Genomic DNA, 17,803 nt, shown 5'->3' on the forward strand with positions numbered 1-17,803 from the left:
CCCGCCCTCGCTTCAATCTGCCGGGAAACACTGTGCTGACGCTCTGGAACGATATCCTCACCGACTTCGGGCAGCTCGGCTCGCCATCCGCCCTGACCGCATTCGGGCAGGTTGTGCTGATCGACGTCATGCTGGCGGCCGACAACGCCATCGTGGTGGGTGCTCTCGCCGCGGGTTTCCCGCCTGCGCAGCGCCATCGCATCATTCTGCTCGGTATCGGCGCGGCGCTCCTGATGCGCGTGTGCTTCGCTCTGGTGGTGACGCAATTGCTGCGGCTGACGGGCCTGGTGCTCGCGGGCGGCCTTCTGCTGCTATGGGTCGCCTGGAAATTCTGGCGGGAGCTGCGCTCGAATGCCGATGGGACGGCCGATGACGAGCTTGGCGCCGCACCGCCCAAGTCGCTGCTCGGCGCGGCATGGGCCGTCACCGTCGCCGACATCAGCATGAGCATGGACAATGTGCTCGCGGTCGCGGGCGCCGCGCGCCAGCATCCCGGACTGCTGGTCATCGGGCTCGTCCTGTCGGTGCTGTTGATGGGGCTGGCCGCGAACCTGCTTGCCCGGCTGATCGAGCGGTATCGCTGGATCGCCTATCTCGGCCTGCTGGTGATCCTGATGGTCGCGCTTCGGATGATCTATGACGGCATCATGGACCCGGTGACGGGGGCCTATCGCTTAGTGTGAGGCGGCTCGGGCCGGGCGGGGGCCGTTCGCTGTCGAACTGGCCGCCGCCATCGGCGCTCAGTCGACCGCGTCCAGCTTGGCGAGCTGGGCCTTGGCGGCCTCGGGGGTGAGCGGGAGATATTTGCCGTCGGCCTGGACCGCTGCCTGTCCTTCCCGGCTCAGCACGTAGCGCAGGAACTCCTTGACCTTGGGGTCGATCGGCTGCCCCTTCTGCCGCTTGATGTAATAATAGACGTCCCGGAAGAGCGGATAGGTGCGGCTCTGCACCGTCTTCAGCGTCAGCGGAACGGGCGCGCCGCCATTGCTCGAGAGCGCCAGCACCTTGGTGTCGGGCTGCATGAACGGGATGCCCGTATAGGCGATGCCATAGGGATCAGCTGAAACGGCGTTCATGATCAGCTCGCCGGCCGCTGTCAGGGATCCGTCCTTCTTCAGGCCCGCGACATTGGAGAAGGCGCGAAGGTCCTCGTTCCATTTCGAGGAACCCTTCAGCACCTTTTTATCGATCTCGTCCTGGAAGTGATATTTGGCGTTGTAGCCGTAGACGTGGATCGGCTTATTCGCCCATTCACCCTTGAGACCGAGCTGCCCCCAGGTGCGGATATTCTTGTCCGGGCCGCGCGCCCAATCGGTCCGCCAGGTCAGGCCATCCCAGCCCCCGTCACGGCGCGCGCCGAAAATGCCGTCGAGCTGCTCCATGGAGAGAGACGACAGCGGGTTGTTCTTGTTGACGAAGATGCCGAGTGCGTAGGTCCAGCCGCGCACGTCGAAGCTGCCCGTCGCCATGACGATCTCAATGAGTTCGGTGTTGCTGCTGCCGTCATCGCCGCCGCCCGCCCCTTCGCGCTCGAAGCCCTTGAGTTCGTCCCAGAGTGCCTGGCGCCCAATCGGCGCGAGGTCCGCGACATTGGCGACAAGGCCCGGGAATGCTACAGCGGAGGAGTAGAGATTATCGGAAAAGGTGACGTCGGGATGAAACTTCCTGAACTCCGCTTCCCAGACGTCGACCAGGCCGGAATCCTTGATGTAGTTGTTGCCCCATTGGCGGATCGTGCCGGAGATCTTCACCTGCGGCCGGTAGGGATCGAGGCCGGAGAGGTCGAACTGCGGCTCGTAGAATTTCTTGACCTTGCGTGCCTTGGTGCCGATCGCCCGCGCCTTCGACAGCGCGTCCGCGTCCTGGGTGGGCGCGTCCTGTGCGGCGGCCGAGGTCGCCGAGAGCAACAATGATCCGATGATGAGCAAGCGCATGTCTGGTCCTCTCCCATTCGTTGGTCTTCAGCCCGTTGCCGCTGAAGCTGGGAGGAGGATGGCATGCCAAGCTATCATTAAGCTGACACTGCACCGCAGCACGGGCGCGGGAATTACTCGGGCGGCTTGGCGGTCAGGTTGTCCCAATTGTCGAGGAGCCGCTTGCGCTTGTGCGCGTCGAGATAGACCAGCAGCCCTGGGCCCAGCGTGATCGGCCGCACAATGCCCCCTTGTGCGATGTCCGAACCGCCGGAAAGACTGTCCTCCCGAATGGCGCTTAGTCCTGCCTGCTCGGCAAGCGCGCGCTGTCCTTCCGGGGCGAGCAGGAACTCCAGAAACTCATGAGCCGCGCGCGGATGTTCGGCGTTGCGCGGGATGACGGCGGTACGCAGCAACGCCAGCGTGAAGTCGCGCGGATAGACAATCTCGATCGGCGCGCCGCTGGCCTTGAGCCGGCGGGCATAGCTGCTCACAACATTGTAGGCGACCGCGATCTCCCCGCGCGCCACTTGTCTGAGCAGCACGCTGCTCTGGGCCGCGAGCTTGACTTGGGCCAGCCCGAACGACTTGAACAGCGCCCCGGAGTCGCTTGCCTGCCGGGAATCCTGCGACATCAGCAAATAGCCGGTGCCGCTCCGGCGAATGTCATAGGTGCCCACCTTTCCGCGCCAGAAATCTAGATCCTCGCCGATCGCATCAAGCAGTTCGGACCGCGACCGGGGAATTGGCCGGCCGGCCATGAGCCTTTGGTTGAAGACCATGACCGCCGGCTCGAAGGTGATACCGAACGCCTCGTCGCGCCAGCGCGCCCAGGGCGGCAAGGCGGACGCGTTGCCCGAATTGTGCGGCACCGTCTCGCCATCGTTCACAAGCTTGACCTGGAGGTCCATGGCCGTGCTGATGACCAGGTCCGGCCCGGACCGATGTGCCTCCAGGTCGGACAGCACGCGCTGATAGAGGGCCGACCCGTCCATCTCCACATAGCTGAGACGTGTCCGGGGATGGCCGCGGCGATATTCGGCCAGAACCGGACGCATCAGCGCTTCGTCGGTGGTGCCGAAGATCGTCAGCGCGCGCTGGTCCCCTATGGATTGGGTCGGTGTCATCCGCCACCGGGCAACGCCCGCCAACGCGGCGATCCCGATCACGACGAGGATGACGAGAAGGCTTTTGCGCATCACACCTGCTCCATCGGGAAGGCGAGCCGGACGACAAGGCCGCCGCCGGGCCGATCGAGGAGCTGGATGGTTCCGCCCTGGCTCGCGATCGCTTGCGATGCGATGGCAAGGCCAAGCCCGGCGCCCGCCCCCTTGCCGGAGCCCCGAACGAAGCGTTCGAAGACGGCCGGCTTGCGCGCGTCGGGGATGCCGGGACCGCGATCGGCAAAATCGATCTGATAGGTCCGTGCGATGGCTGTCAGAGCGATCTCGATGGCGCCGTCGCCGTGCGCCTGCGCATTGTCGAGGATGTTGCGAAGCGCCTCCGCCGTCATCAGCGGGTCTCCGACGATGGGGGCGGCCTCGACGCCAAGGTCGAGCGTGCAGACGACCTCATCGGTATAGGCAGTCGCCTCGTGCACAATTTCGCGTAGCACGTCCGCCAGATCGAAAGCCTCCCTATGCCGCACGTCGGAGCGATGGCTGACGGTCGCATCGCTCAGCATCTGGTTGACAAGGCGGGTGAGCTTGGCGGCGTTGCGCTCGACGGCGTCGAGGCTTCGCCCCAGTTCCTCGGCATTGGTCCGATCGGCTACCTGCGCCTGCGCCCGCAACGCAGCCAGCGGGGTGCGAAGCTGGTGCGCGGCTTCGCCGACGAAGCTTCGCAGGGTGTCAATGTTGACCCGCAGCCGCGCCATGAAGCCGTCGATCGCTGAGACCAGGGGCGCCACCTCGCGCGGGACTGGCGCCTTGATCTCGTCCAGATCGGTTGGCCCCCGCGCGGCAAGCTCATCGCTGATCGTGCGCAACGGGCGCAGCCCCTGCCCCACACCGAACCAGGCGATCAGCAGCGCGATGACCGTCATGGCGGCGATCGGGAGGAGCGAGCGGATCACCAGCTCCCGCACCAGCGCCTGGTGCGCCCGTCGGGTCTGTCCGACCTGAACCCAGACCGAGCGAAGCTCGAGCGGATCGTTGATCGTGGCGATCTGGCGCCCCACGACGACGAACCGCACGGGTTCACCGAGATAGTCGGCCGTGAAGAAGGTCGCGTCGGGCCGATAGATGCTGGGGCGCGGCTTGATCGGCGAAGATGGCAGGTCGCCATAGCCGGTCACGGTCCGTCCGGACGTCTCGAACACGCGATAGAAGACGCGATCGTCCGGCGCCGCGCTCAGCAGCTCGAAGGCGGAATAGGGAATGTCGACGTCGAAGCCGTCGGCGGTCGCCACCAGGGTTTCGGCGATCGAACGCGCGGCGCCGGCGAGCAGTCGGTCATAGGACCGGTCGGCCGCCGTGCGCCCATAGGCGAACGCCGCGATGTAAAGGGCGATCATGCCAACGAGAAACAGGGCCGCCACGGGCCCGGCGATGCGGAGGCGGAGCGAGAAGGGCTTATGCGTGCGGCTGGTCATGAGGCTCGGCCACATAGCCCATGCCCCGCACTGTCCTGATGGACAGGGCATCGCCGATCTTGCGCCTCAGGCGGCCGATATAGAGCTCGATCGCATTGTCGCCGGCGTCATCGTCAAAGTCGAAAAGCTGGAGGGCGATCTGTTCCTTGGTCAGCACGCGGCCCAGATTGCCCATCAGGATTTCCAGGAGCCGGTATTCGCGGTTGGGCAGGTGGACCTGGATATCGTTGAGGCTGGCGCGCTTGGCACCGCGGTCGAAGACCAGAGCGCCGACCGTGGTCGTTCCGGAACTCAGCTCCTGGGTCCGCCGCAGCAGCACACGGCAGCGCGCGTCGAACTCGCGGAAATCGAACGGCTTGGGCAGGTAGTCGTCCGCGCCGACATCGAGCGCCGTCACCCGGTCCTCGATGTCGGACCGCGCGGTCAGCATCATGATGGAGCAGTGTATCCCGCGTTCCCGAAGGAAGCGCAGCAAAGTAAACCCGTCCATGCCCGGGAGGCCGACATCCAGAATGATCAAGTCATAGGGTTGATATCGGAGAATATCATCGGCGGCCTCACCGTCGGTCAACCAATCCACCGCGTGGCCGTCGCCACGCAGACGCCGCAGTATCGCATCCCCCAGATCATCATCGTCTTCGACAAGCAGAATACGCAAACCACCTCTCCATTTATCTTTGCAGCGTGCGCTGAAGACTCCCCCTTTGCAACCATTTAGGTGATCTACCGCAACGCGAAACTCTGCGGACGATGGCGGCAGTCGAAGCACAATATGACCATTTTGGGCAGATAATGACGATGCTGCGCCGCAATGACGGCTGGTTGACAGCTTTGGTCCTCTAAAGCGCATTTCAGGCCCCCTGATACAAGGGGCGACGTTCGGCCTCGGCCGCCGGAATGGAGAGAGGAATGAGCTTGAGGGATTGTCCGGAAATCGAAATGTCGTCGCGTCGTCAGGCGGCGGTGAAGGATCGGCCGAGCGGCGCGGGACGCCGGACGCGCGTGCTGATGGCGTCGGGCTGCGCTTTCGTGGTCCTTGCCGGGCTCGGCATTCCCGTGGCGGCGCAGGAAGGCAAGCGCCCGACCGGCGAGACCTATCAGCAGATTCTCGATCGCCTGGGCGACGGCATGCTCGAGAACATCGTCATTCGCGGCGAGCACAATGCCCGGACCGACTCCCGCGCCAAGAAGCGCTTTTACACCGATCTGTCGACGATGAGCGACTATCCCGCCTACCAGCCCAGGCAGCAGGTCTCCGGCACCATCAAGGTGTCTGGGCTCTACCTGCACGACGGCCTGATCAAGGACGAGTGGATCAAGGAGTTCCAGCGCTTCCAGCCCGGCGCCAAGGTCGTCATCAGCCAGGGCGGGACCGTTGCCTCGGGCAAGGTCCACATCCAGACCGGCCCGCGCATCAACGACCGCCTGCGCGAGGCTTCGGAATATGAGCGCGCGACCGGCCAGCGCATCTTCGAGATCGACTGGGCGACCGGCTCCTACGATGTGCCTGGCTGGAGCCCCGGTTTCGTGATCTTCGTCCACAAGGACAATCCGATCGCCCATATGACGGTCGAGCAACTCGACGGCATCTTCGCCGGCGCGCGGACGGGTGGCTGGAAGGGCACGACCTGGGATCCGAGCGCGGCGCGCGGACCGGAAAAGAACCTGCGGACCTGGGGGCAGCTGGGCCTCACAGGCGAATGGGCCAACCAGCCCATCCACATCTACGGGCGTCCGCTCAAGTACAACATCCAGCTCGGCTTCGAACGCAAGGTGTTCAACGGCGGCGACATCTGGAACGAGAACACCATGGAATACTCCCATGAGATGAACGCCGACGGCACGCGCTACACGTCCTCGGTCGAGATGGTGAAGGACATGGCGGCCGACAAATATGGCATCGTCTTCAGCGACATGGGCTCGGCCATTCCCGGCGTGCGTGCGGTCCCGATCGGCGCGACCGATGCCGGACCGTTCGTGCCCATCTCGCGCGAGAGTCTTCGGGATCGCTCCTATCCGCTGTTCATCGAGCAATGGGCCGAAGCGCGGGTTGCGCCGGGCAAGCCGCTCGATCCGCTGGTGAAGGAATTCCTGACCTTCATGCTCAGCCGCGAAGGCCAGGACGCCATCCAGCGCGACGGCAAGTGGTTCCCTATCCCCGCCGCACGAGCGCGCGAGATGATCGCCAAGCTCGACGAACTGGGCGCCCCGGTCGATCCGCGCGAACTCGGCCTTCAGACGGAGATGATCGCGCCCAAGAAATGGGACGGCGAATCCCCCGACGAAACCGGCAAGGTCAATCCCAAGCAGGCCTATTACAAAAAGCGCTTCGATCTCTCGGACCTGCCGGCCTACACGCCGGCCGCGCAAGTGTCGGGCAGCATCCGGATGCCGGCCAGTGGCCAGCTCATGGGCAGCACCGTCGGCCAGGCACTGATCGACGCCTTCAAGCGGCATCAGCCCGGCATCACCTTCGACCTGAAGGACGGCGATCTCAACGCCGGTGACGTCGATCTCTCCATGGGCCGGAAATGGACGACCTATTTCGCCGGGGAATTCTATGATTTCCAGATGAAGCACGAGCGATCGCCGCGCGAGATTCGAGTTGCGACGGGCTCGTTTGACGTGTCCGGCTGGAGCCCCGCGATGGCGATCCTCGTCAACCGGAGCAACCCGATCAAGGGTCTGACCATCAAGCAGCTCGACGGCATCTTTGGCGGACCGCGCCGGGGCGGCTGGGTCAGCACCACCTGGCGGCGCCAGGCCGGCCGCAGCGCCGAGCAGAACATCCGTAGCTGGAGCGAACTCGGGATCGGGAACATCTGCGCCAGCAAGCCGATCGACGTGGTGGTCCCCCCGCTTAAATATCACATCATGTCGGTGTTCGAGCGCAAGGTGCTGGTCGGCGGCAACATCTGGAACGATGATGCGCACGAGGTGCCTCTGGCCCTCAATCCTGACAAGAGCCGGACCGTTCCGAATGCCGATCGTGCCCGGATGGTCGGCAACGACCCCTGTGCAATTACCTTTGCCGGCGCGGGTTTCAGTAATGACAAGACGCGGCTCGTGCCGATCGCGGCGGCTGACGGGCAACCCTTTGTGCTACCGACCCTGGAGACGGTGCGAAACGGCAGCTATCCGCTTGGGCTCGAGGTCTATGCCTATGCCGATCAGCTCCCCGATCAGCCGCTCGATCCCAAGCTGAAGGAGTTTTTGCGCTTCGTGCTGAGCCGCGAGGGGCAGGACATCATCCAGCGCGATGGCAAATGGCTACCCCTGACCGGCGCGATGGCGCGTGCCGAGCTGAAGAAGCTCGATGCCATCATTCCTCAGGTCAAGGCGCCGCCTGTCGCGCCGAAGAAAGCGGCGGCAGCGTCGGAGGGAGCGAACTGATCCCGTTCGGCAAGGTGGCGGCGATCAAGCAGCCTGATTGTCGACAGTGGGGCTGGGTCAGCACGTCCTGGCGACCTCGCTGCTGCGGCAGTTCGAAGCGCATTTCCTCGAGCGGGGATCGGCCGAAGGCTATTTCGGCTTCCTCTTCGCCATCGAATGCCTGCCGATCGTCAAGCTTCCGCCGCAGCGAGAGGCATCCTTGCCGGTTCTCGCGTGGCTGCTGGATTCGGTCGGTGATCGGACCGCTTGGCGCGATCAGATCGAGGCCAATGCCTTTTCGTGATCGACGGTCTGTTGGGGTTGCCGCCTGCCGTCTAGCCCACGAGCCTCGCTCCCTCGTTGGTGGGACGCCAGCCCGATCTTATTCGAACTCGCGGTCGCGCTCCTCAAGATCCAGCTGCCACATCTCGGCCGACCGACGGATCTCGTCATACTTGGTGGCGCGAATGTCGGACACCTGGACACTGTCGATGGCGATGCGGAGCGTCAGATCCCGGTTGTCGTTGCCGCCGAGCGGGGGAAATTCGGTTAGGATCAGCGTGGGAGCGTCGTCGAAGAGCGCGTCTAGCGGACTCGGCGGGACGTCCCGGAATGGTTTGACGGGATGCGCCTCCTCGTGCCGCTCGACCCGCGAGGTGCGATTGAAGAGGACGACATTGCGGCCCTTGCCGCCGGTCTGGGTCGATCGGTACAGCATTCCGTCAATCGCCGGATCGAGCCGATGGTCACAGATGGTGATGATCTGCTGAACTCTTCCGGTTCAGTGTGCCGCGGCGTTCAGGAGAGAACGTGGAGGTTGCGTCGAGAACCGAACGGAGCATGATCGCGGCGGAGTCTTGCGCGGCCGCCAGCCAGGAACGAACCGACACGTCGCTTTGGGAACGCATGGGCGGCTGATCGAGGACCGTAAGCAGCGCGATTTCGTCACTCGTAATCGTCGCCTCTCCGTCGGCCCCGAGCTCTAGCGGACGTCCAAGCCCGGCTTCTGTGGCGATGAAAAGCCCGTCGAACACCGGCGCCATGATGCCGCATCCATGACGCTCAAGTTGGGCATACAAGGTCGGCTGCACCCGCGGCCCGGCGTCGCGCGCACGGCGCCAACACCGCGCCGCGTCGAGCAAGAGCGAAGTGGCATGGGAACTCCGGGCAGGCAACGGGACGAACGCGCACATCATCATGTCTCTCCAGAACACCCCCTTCTTATCCCCCTTCAGCGCCTGCTTTTCCTATCTGTTCTTCGCGTCTCCATCGTTACGGACAGCTGGCTGCAAAAGCGAGAGGTTACAAGAAGCTGTACGGTGCGGCGGATGACCGAGCGGTGCTGCGTCATCGCGCGAGTCGGTCGTTGTCAGAGCCGCTCCACAATCTTCCGTTCCGCAGCGAGGTCGGCCGCATCCAGCGGGACATAGCCATCTTCTTCGTTGCCATGGGCGGCGATGATCCGCTGGCCTTCATCCGAGAGCAGATAGGTCAGCAACGCCTTCACCTCTGGCGCGACATGATGCCCCGGCGCCTGATCCACATAGATGTTGAAGAAGTAGGAGATCGGCCAGGCGCCCCGCCGAGCGACATCGCTGGGCAGCACGAACGGTCCGGCCTCGGTCTTGCCGAGTGGCACCACGCGAACACCCGCCGGCGCTTCGCCGCCGTCCATCCATGTCGCATAGCCGATGCCCAGCGGATCATTGGCGACCGCCTTCAGGATTGCCGGGCCGCTCGGCATCGAGCGGTAGCGTGCGCTGAATGGCAGCCCCTCGAGCTTCGATTGCCGCATGGCAACGGCAAAGCCGCCGCTCTCCTGGGCGCCATAGACATGGACGGGCGCGCCCTTCCATTGACCCGTCGAAACACCCAGCGCCGGCCACTCGATGATGTCCCCGCCCGGCGCACCCGCCGCGAAAATCCTGCGGATCTGCGCAAGCGAGAGGCGGGGGAGCGGATTGGCGGCGTTGACGTAGATGGCTGGCGGCGTCTTGCCGTCGGCACGCGGGCCGTGGCTCGCATAGGCGATGCGGATGCGCGTAGGGGCATAGCCCTTCACCTGCCGAAAGGCCTCGATATCCTCCTGCCATGGCTCGCGGCCCATGGGGGCAAGCGACGATGTGCCCGCGGTGAGCGCCGGCAGCGCCAGCGAGGAGCCGCGCAGGTCGGCGGCAAAACCGGGAACGGGATAACGGCGGGCGAAGCCGGCGAGCACGTCAGGCAGGAGCGTCACCAGCGTGTCGCTCCCGATGATCGCCAGGCGTCCGTCCGCCAATCGATCGCTGGCAGGCCCGTCCGGCGTCTGCGCGGGCGCGACCTTCGCCAGCGTGGCGCGGGCTGCGGCGAGATCATCGGGAAAAAGCTTACGATAGCCGCCCAGCCGGATCGCAAGCTGGGCCTGGGTCTCATCTGACAGGAGCTGCCGGATCTGCGCCAGTGCGCGCGCATCGGCGGCGCCGTCTCCATCCCGGCGAGCGTAGGCGGTGAGCCCGTCCATGACCGGGATTGCCAGGACCGCGCCGCCCGCGAAGCGGCGCGAGGCCGCCCGTTCGTTGACCGTCATCGCGCGTGGCAGCACCGCTATGGAGATCGTGCCCTGCGCCAGCAGCGGCACCGCACCGGACGTCCCGACGACCCGCGCCTGGACATAAGCGCCCAGCACCGCTGCGATCTCCTCCACCTCCGGCCCCCCACCAACCAACAGCCGGCCCTGCGCGTCGGTGAAGCGGGCGACCAGCGGGAGCGGTGTCGGGATTTTTCCCTCCTCCTGCGCGATGGCGGGAACGCTCACAATACCGGCGAGCAACGCGAACAGGGCGAGACGGCGCATCAAAATTCTCCACTGAGAGTGATCAGCGCGCTGCGGCCCGTTCCGGGTGTGATCTGCGCGCGCGAGACCGAGGATTCGATGTAATATTCGTCGAACAGGTTCTTGATATTAGCGGACACGCGCAGGCTCTTGCCGACCTTACGCCAAAGGCTCAGGTCGAAGCGGCGATAGCCGCCGATCTTGAAGGCGTTGTCGAGGTCGCCTGGTCGATTGCCGGCGGCGAACACGCCCCCACCCAGGCCGAAATTGTGCAGCACGCCGGTCTTGGGCTCATAGGTCAGCCACAGGCTGCCAGCCCATTTGGGTACCCCGATCAGTCTGTTTCCAGGCGCGAAATCGGTCGAGGTCAGAACCTTGGCTTCCGTATAAGCGCCGCTCGCGATGATCCGAAGGTCGGGTGTGATCGAGCCCGAGATGTCGAGCTCGACGCCGCGCGAGCGCTGTTCGCCAGCGTCGATGTTGAAGCCGACGTTGTTGGGATCCTGCTGCGCGACATGGGCGCGGGTCAGCTGGTAGATGGCAAGCGTGCCCGAGAGCCGCTTGTTGAAGGCCTCGCCCTTGATGCCGGCTTCATATTGTTCGCCGGTTTCGGGAGAGAGCGGCTGCCCGCTGATCGTCGGCGCGGTGCTCGACTGGAACGAGCGCGTATAGTCGACGAACAGCGCAACCGACTTGATCGGCTTCCAGACCGCGCCGAAGCGCGGCGACCAGGCCTTGTCGTCCGAGGTATAGCCGGTGACGCCGAAGTCCGACGACCGCGCATGATCGAACCGCACACCGCCCAGCAGATTGACGTGTTCGCCGATGTCGATCTGGTCCTGGAAATAGGCTGAGTTGGATTTGGCGCGGACAGTGCGATCGTCTGCTGCGACGAAGTTGGTGGGCTGGGCACCGTAGACCGGATGGTCGATGTCGATCGCCGCCAGCGATCCGCGATCGAATGTGCGGAAACGGTAGGCGTTCAGGCGCTCACCCCCCAAGACGATCGTGTGGTTCAGCCCGAAGGTGTTGAACTTGGCGACCATGTCGAGTTGGAAATCCCAATTATGGTTCTGCTCGCCCTGGCGAACCGACGTGCGGGTCAAGGTCCGGGCGCCGGTCATGGGGTTCACGCGTACGGTGTTCCCGAGATTGATACCAAGCAGGTCAATCTCGCCCCGGTCATAATGGCCGATCTGGCGGATGGTGAGCCAGTCGGCGATCTGATGCTCGATGCGATAATTGAATTCGACCCGCTGGGAGTCCGTCGTTGCCCAAGGCTCGCCCAAGAAGCGCGCGCGCGGAAGATCGACCACCAGTCCTTTCCCGTCTGCGCTTGGCGTTGCTACGATGCCGCGGTCGGTCTGGTTGGCCTGATGGGCATAGGTGAGGCTCGCGATGACGTGCGTGCGCTCATCGGGCTGCCAGAGCAGTGAGCCCGAAGCGAATTGCCGGCGATAGGGGTCGAACACATCGCGGAAGGTGTCGCTGGTCTGCGCGGCGCCGATCACGCGGAAAGCCAGGGTGTGAGCCGGGTCGATCGCGCCGGTCACGTCGGCCTGGGCGCGGACGAACCGATCGCTGCCACCTTGCAGAGAGAGGTTCATGCCGGTGGTGAATTTCGGCTGCTTGGTGACGATGTTGATGAGTCCGCCCGGATCGCCGCGCCCGTAGAGCACGGAAGCCGGACCCTTCAGCACCTCGATGCGCTCCACATTGGCGAGATCGCGAAAGCTGTCGTTGGTCTGGATCGCCGGGCTCAGCATGATGCTGTCGATGGCGTAATAGGAGGAGCGGAAGCCGCGGATCGTGAAGCTCTCCGACCGATTGCCCGCGTCCGTCCCCGCAAGGACGCCGCTGACGTTTCGCAGAGCGCTGGTGAGATCGATGATCTGCTGGTCGTCGATCACCTGGCGCGTGACGAACTGGATCGATTGGGGAACTGACATGATATCGGTGCCGGTGCGCGTCGCGGTCGTCAGGTCGTCGACCTTATAGCCCTCGCCCCGCGATCCCAGCACGACAATCTCGGACGCGCTCACCGCATCCTGCGGGCCGGCGGGACTGGCGGCTTGTGCGGCGGCCGATTGCGCGCCTCCCAGCGCCAATGACGTTGCGAGACCAATCAACGAGACTTGCAGACGGCAAACGCTCACTCTCACCCCCTTGCGTGCAAGGGAGCAGATCCTCGCGGCGCTCAAGACCGCGACGATGGAGCACGCGGACAACGCCGCGTCGCTGGTGAACCTGCGCCCTCCCCGATGTTTCGATGAGGCGCCTTTTTAGAGATATGATAATGATTCGCAATACCGAAAATATTGCATTCTTACCCTGCGCCGACAACCGACGGGTGTCCCTGACCATACGACCCGAGGTGAATTCGCCCTCGCCGCCCGATCGCCTGAACTGGCCGCTGAGCCGATCATAATGGCATTGGAACATTGAACTTTCCCAATCTTCGAACTGTCAACCCATAGTCGAAGATCAGCTTTGTCTCATATTTTCAGATAGTTACGATCCACTCGCGCGATCGTCGCGATGGGGCTTGGTTTCAGGACTGCTTCGCAGTTGCAAAAAACTCTTGCGAATAGTTCGCATTACCGCAATGTGCTTCATAGAAATTCGTTTCGAGGAGAACTTCAATCCATCGGTCGCTCAAGCCGAGATGGCTTATCGCTCTCGGCCTACCCATCCTGTCGTCTTCGCCTGCCGTCGCGCAGCCCGTTACTAACGCCGGCCAGTCGAGGCCGTCAGCCGACACCAATCCGAACGACGACATCGTCGTAACGGCTCGCGCCGCGCCGGTGGCGAGGGGTGTCGACGATCGCTATCAGCCGACGCCGGACGCCTCGACGCTACGGACCACGGCCCCGGTGCTCGAGATCCCCCAAATCGTGAACATCGTCTCGGCGCAGGTCATCCGCGACCAGCAGCCCCGCTATCTCGACGACGCGCTCACCAATGTCAGCGGCATCACCCAGCAGAACACGCTCGCGGGCACCCAGGACACGATCATGAAGCGCGGCTTCGGCGGCAACCGTGACGGGTCGATCATGCACAACGGCATGCCGCTGGTGCAGGGCCGCGGATTCAACGCCGCTGCCCAGAGCGTCGAAGTCCTGAAGGGCCCCGGCTCGCTCCTTTATGGGATCATGGATCCCGGCGGCGTGATCAACATCGTCAGCAAGAAGCCGCAGCTGACAGCCCACGCGGTGATGAGCGTCCTGGGGTCGACCTATTCCAATGCGCGCAACGGCTATGACGTGACCCTCGATACGACCGGGCCGATCGGCCATGGCGCCCTCGCCTATCGGCTGATCGTCGATCATGTCGATGAGGACTATTGGCGCAATTTCGGCACCCACCGCGAGACCCTCATCGCCCCGTCTATCGCCTATTACGGGGCGACCACGCAGGCGGTCGTCTGGTACGAATATCGCAAATATCTGACGCCGTTCGATCGCGGCACGGCGCTCGATCCGGCGACGCTCAAGCCGCTCGCCATCCCGCGCACCGAACGGCTGGACGAGCCGTTCAACAACATGGACGGCGAGAGCCATCTCGGCCAATTCTCGCTCGACCACCAGATGGGCGGCGGTTGGGCGGTGCACGTCAATCTGAGCTACAACAGCGAGACCTACGACGCCGGCCAGCTGCGCGTGAACGGGGTCAACACCAAGACCGGGACGCTCGTGCGCAGCAACGACGCGACGCACGGCGCGCTCAGCACCGATACCTATGGCACGGTCTATGCCGATGGTAGCGTCGACCTGTTCGGCATGCGCCACGACCTGCAATTCGGCGTCGATGGCGAATATCGCAAGATCTACCGCAAGGATCTGCTCCGCCAGACCCCCAAATACACCTTCTCCTATCTCAACCCGGTCTATGGGCTCGAGGCGCCCTCGAGCACGGTGTCGCCGAGCGACAGCGACCAGACCGACAAGCTCCACAACTATTCGTTCTTCGCGCAGGACACGATCCACCTCAGCGACCGCTGGATCGCGGTCGTGGGTGGCCGGGTGCTGCATTGGACGCAGCTCGCCGGCCGGGGGCGGCCGTTCAAGACGAACACCGACACCGACGGGACGGTGTTCCTGCCGCGTGCCGGCCTGGTGTTCAAATGGACCAATGTCCTCTCGCTCTATGCAAGCTACACCCAGTCGCTGAAGCCCGCCTCGACGATCGCGCCGCTGACGGCGGGCCTCGTGCTGGATTCGGGCTTCGCGCCCGAGGAAGGCAAGTCCTATGAGGTCGGCGCCAAGCTGGATATTCCCGGCCGGGTCACGGGTACGCTCGCGCTGTTCAATATCGACAAGCGCAATGTCCTCGTCTCGCAGTTCAACGACGTCACCAAGCTCACCGACTATCGCACCGCCGGCGCGGCGCGGGCGCGCGGCGTCGAGCTGGACCTGGCCGGACAGGTGCTGCCGCGGCTGAGCGCGATCGGCAGTTTCGCCTATCTCGACGGCAAGACCACCAAGGACCCGGTGTTCGCTGGCAACCTGCTCTGGAATGCCGCCAAATATACCGGCTCGCTCTCGGCGGTGTACGACTTCGGCGCGATCGTCGGCGGCGACAAGCTGCGGATCGGCGGCGGTCCGCACTATGTAGGGCGCCGTGCCGGCGATTCCGCCAACAGCTTCTTCCTGCCGAGCTATGTCACCGCGGACGCTTTCGTGACCTATGACACCCGGCTCGCGGGTCACAAGCTCGGGCTCCAGTTCAACGTGAAAAACCTGTTCGACAAGACTTATTACCCCTCGAGCGTGAACACCTATTTCGTCTCGGTCGGCGATACGCGGCGCTTCTCCCTCAAGGCTTCCATCGAATTCTAGGATGCATCCGATGTCCCTCTTTAGGTCGTTCCTCGCGCTCCTCGCGCTGGCGCTCTCGATCAGCTCTCCCGCGCTTGCCGCGTCCGGCCATGAGGTCGTGATGCTGGTGCAGCGTGACGGCCCGAACATGAGCGTCGACGAACAGGTCCGCGCGCATCTGGCGAGCCGCGGCTTTACGGTGCGCTTCGAGAACCAGGATGCCGACCCGGCCGTCGCCAAGGGCGCCGACCTGGTGGTAATCTCGTCGACGGTTTCGTCGAAGGACGTGAAACCGGGCTGGCGGCAGCTGCCGGTGCCGCTCCTCACCTGGGAGAACGACATCCTCGACGATCTCGCGATGACGGGAAAACGCCACGACGCCGATTTCGGCGAGGCGGAGAAGGAGCGCTATCTCTGGATCGTCAACGCGCCGCAGCCCATGGCCGGCGGGCTGCCGGCCGGCGTCGCCAATGTCTATGTGAAGCAGGCGCCGATGAGCTGGGGGAAGCCCGGTCTCGGCGCCACGATCATCGCCACGCTCTATGGCCAGCCCGACAAGGTCGCTATCTTCGGCTACGAGGAGGGCGCGACCATGGACTATGAGGCGCTCGCCCCTGCCCGCCGCGTCATGCTCTTCCTCAACAATGATAGCTTCGCCAACCTGTCGGCTTCGGGCCTCAAGCTGTTCGACGCGGCGATCGATTGGACGGTGAGCACGCAGCGATGAACAGCCCGGCTGCGATCAATCCGACCACAAAGCCCAAGTCCCGCAAGACCGCGCACGGCTCACGCCTGCGCTGGGCCGTGTTCCAGGCACATTGGCTGTTCGGCATCACCATCGGCATTGTACTCGGCGTGATGGGCGTCACCGGCGCCACGATGGCGTTCGAGAACCAGGTCATGGAGGCGCTGAGCCCGGGCGTCGTGGACGTCGCGCCGCGGCAAATACCGGTCCTCACCCCCGACGCCCTGCTGGCCCGTTTCGTCAGCGAGATGCCCGGTACCAAGCCCACCACGATCACGCTTCGGACGCGGGCCGGCGCAGCGCCGCAGATCACCTTCACGCCGCCGCGTGCCGGGGACGGCCCCGCCCGGGCGGAGAAGCTCTATGTCGATCCCTATGATGGCCGGATCCTGGGCCATGCGACCGGAGAGCAGTTCTTCGCGACTGTGCGGCGCCTGCATAGGTTCCTGCTGCTGCCCGGCGACGCCAAGGGGCCGGGGCGCCAGATCACGGGCATCACAGCGCTGAGCCTGCTCGGGTTCCTCGCCTCGGGCATCTATCTGCGCTGGCCCAAGCGGCCGTTGAACTGGCGCCTGTGGTTCAAGCCCAATCTGAGGGCCCGCAAACGCGGGCTCTATTTCTCGCTCCACCAAGTGATCGGGACATGGGTGCTTCCGGTCTATCTGATCATTGCGCTCACCGGCCTAACTTATTCCTATCCCTGGTTCAAATCCGGCTTCGACTGGCTACTGACCGGACAGACCGACGACAATGTCGATAAGGAAACCGCGCCGAAGGAAGCGGCCGTAAAGGCTCCTAGCGGGGCGAAGAAAGCCAAGGCTGCCGAGCCGCTCCCGACGCTCGACCCGACGTGGCGGACCGTGCTGGCCGAGCCCGGCGGCGCGTCGACCGTGATCATCTCGATACCGAAGATCGCGAGGGAGCATGTGCGCGTGCGCTATCTCTCGCCCGATGCCGGCAACGACCGGGCCTATAATGAACTGAAGGTCAGGCCCGACGGCGCCATCATCAAGCGCGATCTCTATTCGAGCCACTCGCTCGGCGGCCGCATCTCCACCGCTCGGCTCGCGGTCCATCGCGGTAGCTTCTTCGGGCTTCCCTTCGCGATCCTGTTCATGCTCGCGGCGCTGGCGATGCCGCTGTTCCCGATCACCGGCTATCTCCTGTATCTGGGCCGGCGCCGGATGGCTCCTTCTGCCGCCCGTCGGTCTTCGACGCGCATCGAATGAGATTGGGCACGAAAGACACTGAGGTAAGATCGCGTTCAGGACTGCGCGCATCATTCCAAGTGCGTACGGGTCCGTTACGGAACGGATGCATGCGTTTCCATCCTAGGTGCGAGCTGACCGTAAAGTTGCGTCAGCGCGCCGAGTCTCACCAGCATCCCACGAGCTTGTTGATCGAAACTGGTGGAATGGTCGGTCCTTCATCGAGGATGTCGACGAAGATGCCGGCAGTCACCCGGACTAAGGCTAGTCCATTCCACTTTCGAGGATGTATCATTGAGATCGTTATCGTTCGATAGGTAGGCGTTTTGGCAAGCTAATCTCA

The 17,803-nt window shown here is 64.2% G+C and carries 14 protein-coding genes; 6 read left to right on the top strand and 8 right to left on the bottom strand.

Annotated features, from left to right (window positions below):
• Positions 1-32: 32 nt before the first annotated feature.
• Positions 33-683 (top strand): YjbE family putative metal transport protein, encoded by a 651-nt coding sequence (locus AC07X9_RS18945; RefSeq protein WP_086486164.1) that lies wholly within the window; start codon positions 33-35, stop codon positions 681-683.
• Between the two features lie 57 nt (positions 684-740).
• Here the strand turns inward: AC07X9_RS18945 and AC07X9_RS18950 are convergent, their stop codons facing one another.
• The 4 genes from AC07X9_RS18950 to AC07X9_RS18965 all read right to left on the bottom strand — a co-directional run bounded on the left by AC07X9_RS18950 (position 741) and on the right by AC07X9_RS18965 (position 5,356).
• Positions 741-1,934 carry a PstS family phosphate ABC transporter substrate-binding protein gene (locus AC07X9_RS18950; RefSeq protein WP_086486163.1) on the bottom strand — a complete coding sequence of 398 codons (1,194 nt, stop codon included), beginning with the start codon at positions 1,932-1,934 and terminating at the stop codon, positions 741-743.
• A gap of 113 nt (positions 1,935-2,047) precedes the next feature.
• Positions 2,048-3,112, bottom strand: a complete 1,065-nt coding sequence (locus tag AC07X9_RS18955; protein ID WP_086486162.1) for an ABC transporter substrate-binding protein — start codon at positions 3,110-3,112, stop codon at positions 2,048-2,050.
• Positions 3,112-4,506: a sensor histidine kinase gene (locus AC07X9_RS18960; protein ID WP_086486161.1), complete on the bottom strand. Its 1,395-nt coding sequence runs from the start codon at positions 4,504-4,506 to the stop codon at positions 3,112-3,114. The genes AC07X9_RS18955 and AC07X9_RS18960 overlap by 1 nt, the downstream gene beginning before the upstream one ends.
• Positions 4,487-5,356, bottom strand: coding sequence for a response regulator transcription factor (locus tag AC07X9_RS18965; RefSeq protein ID WP_495197995.1), 870 nt, complete (start codon positions 5,354-5,356; stop codon positions 4,487-4,489). Before AC07X9_RS18965 ends, AC07X9_RS18960 begins: the two co-directional genes overlap by 20 nt.
• A gap of 158 nt (positions 5,357-5,514) precedes the next feature.
• Here AC07X9_RS18965 and AC07X9_RS18970 point away from each other — a divergent pair, with 158 nt between their 5' ends.
• Entirely contained in the window at positions 5,515-7,899 is a 2,385-nt protein-coding gene (locus AC07X9_RS18970; RefSeq protein WP_086486418.1) for a PstS family phosphate ABC transporter substrate-binding protein, read from the top strand.
• Positions 7,900-7,936: 37 nt separating this feature from the next.
• A complete protein-coding gene (locus tag AC07X9_RS18975) occupies positions 7,937-8,182 on the top strand; it encodes a hypothetical protein (RefSeq protein ID WP_140159627.1) in 246 nt (81 codons plus the stop codon).
• A gap of 78 nt (positions 8,183-8,260) precedes the next feature.
• Here AC07X9_RS18975 and AC07X9_RS18980 read toward each other — a convergent pair whose 3' ends face one another.
• The 4 genes from AC07X9_RS18980 to AC07X9_RS18995 form a co-directional block, all read right to left on the bottom strand.
• A complete protein-coding gene (locus AC07X9_RS18980; protein ID WP_086486158.1) occupies positions 8,261-8,596 on the bottom strand; it encodes a hypothetical protein in 336 nt (111 codons plus the stop codon).
• A gap of 28 nt (positions 8,597-8,624) precedes the next feature.
• Positions 8,625-8,921 (bottom strand): hypothetical protein, encoded by a 297-nt coding sequence (locus AC07X9_RS18985; RefSeq protein WP_140159626.1) that lies wholly within the window; start codon positions 8,919-8,921, stop codon positions 8,625-8,627.
• A gap of 326 nt (positions 8,922-9,247) precedes the next feature.
• Entirely contained in the window at positions 9,248-10,711 is a 1,464-nt protein-coding gene (locus AC07X9_RS18990; RefSeq protein ID WP_086486156.1) for a PstS family phosphate ABC transporter substrate-binding protein, read from the bottom strand.
• Positions 10,711-12,846 carry a TonB-dependent siderophore receptor gene (locus AC07X9_RS18995; RefSeq protein WP_140159625.1) on the bottom strand — a complete coding sequence of 712 codons (2,136 nt, stop codon included), beginning with the start codon at positions 12,844-12,846 and terminating at the stop codon, positions 10,711-10,713. Before AC07X9_RS18995 ends, AC07X9_RS18990 begins: the two co-directional genes overlap by 1 nt.
• Before the next feature lie 648 nt (positions 12,847-13,494).
• Here AC07X9_RS18995 and AC07X9_RS19000 point away from each other — a divergent pair.
• The 3 genes from AC07X9_RS19000 to AC07X9_RS19010 are packed head-to-tail and all read left to right on the top strand — an operon-like array spanning position 13,495 to position 17,481.
• Positions 13,495-15,528: a TonB-dependent siderophore receptor gene (locus AC07X9_RS19000; RefSeq protein ID WP_254908131.1), complete on the top strand. Its 2,034-nt coding sequence runs from the start codon at positions 13,495-13,497 to the stop codon at positions 15,526-15,528.
• Between the two features lie 10 nt (positions 15,529-15,538).
• On the top strand, positions 15,539-16,234 hold the full coding sequence (locus AC07X9_RS19005) for a hypothetical protein (RefSeq protein ID WP_086486417.1): 696 nt from the start codon (positions 15,539-15,541) through the stop codon (positions 16,232-16,234).
• Entirely contained in the window at positions 16,231-17,481 is a 1,251-nt protein-coding gene (locus AC07X9_RS19010) for a PepSY-associated TM helix domain-containing protein (protein WP_086486153.1), read from the top strand. The genes AC07X9_RS19005 and AC07X9_RS19010 overlap by 4 nt, the downstream gene beginning before the upstream one ends.
• The last annotated feature ends 322 nt before the right edge of the window (positions 17,482-17,803 follow it).

Source organism: Sphingobium sp. GW456-12-10-14-TSB1 (assembly GCF_059424385.1).

What these genes read in the sequence shown, in the direction of transcription:
- AC07X9_RS18965 (WP_495197995.1), bottom strand. Translation starts at nt 5,356, where the DNA reads ATGCGCTTTAGAGGACCAAAGCTGTCAACCAGCCGTCATTGCGGCGCA.
- AC07X9_RS18990 (WP_086486156.1), bottom strand. Translation starts at nt 10,711, where the DNA reads ATGCGCCGTCTCGCCCTGTTCGCGTTGCTCGCCGGTATTGTGAGCGTT.
- AC07X9_RS19010 (WP_086486153.1), top strand. Translation starts at nt 16,231, where the DNA reads ATGAACAGCCCGGCTGCGATCAATCCGACCACAAAGCCCAAGTCCCGC.
- AC07X9_RS18980 (WP_086486158.1), bottom strand. Translation starts at nt 8,596, where the DNA reads ATGCTGTACCGATCGACCCAGACCGGCGGCAAGGGCCGCAATGTCGTC.
- AC07X9_RS18960 (WP_086486161.1), bottom strand. Translation starts at nt 4,506, where the DNA reads ATGACCAGCCGCACGCATAAGCCCTTCTCGCTCCGCCTCCGCATCGCC.
- AC07X9_RS19005 (WP_086486417.1), top strand. Translation starts at nt 15,539, where the DNA reads ATGTCCCTCTTTAGGTCGTTCCTCGCGCTCCTCGCGCTGGCGCTCTCG.
- AC07X9_RS18955 (WP_086486162.1), bottom strand. Translation starts at nt 3,112, where the DNA reads ATGCGCAAAAGCCTTCTCGTCATCCTCGTCGTGATCGGGATCGCCGCG.
- AC07X9_RS18985 (WP_140159626.1), bottom strand. Translation starts at nt 8,921, where the DNA reads ATGGCGCCGGTGTTCGACGGGCTTTTCATCGCCACAGAAGCCGGGCTT.
- AC07X9_RS18950 (WP_086486163.1), bottom strand. Translation starts at nt 1,934, where the DNA reads ATGCGCTTGCTCATCATCGGATCATTGTTGCTCTCGGCGACCTCGGCC.
- AC07X9_RS18970 (WP_086486418.1), top strand. Translation starts at nt 5,515, where the DNA reads ATGGCGTCGGGCTGCGCTTTCGTGGTCCTTGCCGGGCTCGGCATTCCC.